Origin of the sequence: Paenibacillus sp. 598K, assembly GCF_003851045.1 — a bacterium.
Taxonomy (GTDB): Bacteria; Bacillota; Bacilli; order Paenibacillales; family Paenibacillaceae; genus Paenibacillus_D.
On sequence record NZ_BFBX01000078.1, the window covers coordinates 1 to 311 of the forward strand.

Consider the following 311-nt stretch of genomic DNA (forward strand, 5'->3'; position numbering starts at 1 on the left):
AACCTAAATTACGAAAGCCCATAAGAACGGCACTTTAGGCAGGAGCTATCTGGGGATAGCCTCCAGTTATGGAGAGGGAGTGTGTCCATTGAGCCTCATGGGCTGAAAAATGGCGCCATCTTCCCCCTCCCCACATGAAGAGGCACTGGCATTTCCAAGACATAAGTTGGGATTATCGATTCATTCCAATAAAATACTTTTTCGCTCCATCCGCCGCCAAGCCCCTTGGTTTGGAAAGGACGTGCTCAGCTTTAACGTCATTTGCCGAGCATGGCGCACAAGCACACCCGTAAAGCAAAAGAACTCTCGTC